Raw genomic sequence first — 310 nt, 5'->3', positions numbered from 1 at the left:
ATTGCAGGGTTTTGACAAAGTTCGATAACTGTTGGGTCATCGTTTCCAATTGTCGATCCTGATACATCACTTACCTCTGTCTGGTTAGGAGTAGTTCCTGTAGCTGTCGCTTGGTTCACTACTTCCCCAGCATCAATATCTACCTGGGTAATTATGTAGCTCGCTTCATATATCCAAGTTTCAGTTACATCAAGCTCTCCATCCCCATCAGTGTCTCCACTTATTGGACCGGCTAATGGACCTCCTAATAATGGGTCGTCTACTATGATGTTAGACAGACTTACATTTCCTTGGTTAGTTACTGTAAAAG

1 pseudogene is annotated in these 310 nt (G+C 42.6%); it reads right to left on the bottom strand.

The features are described 5' to 3' along the window. A pseudogene (locus tag G3A46_RS14145) lies at positions 1-310 on the bottom strand (hypothetical protein); the annotation flags it as partial.

Origin of the sequence: Aequorivita sp. KMM 9714 (genome assembly GCF_011065475.1) — a bacterium.
GTDB lineage: Bacteria > Bacteroidota > Bacteroidia > Flavobacteriales > Flavobacteriaceae > Aequorivita > Aequorivita sinensis.
This window is presented reverse-complemented; position numbering and strand designations above follow the sequence as displayed.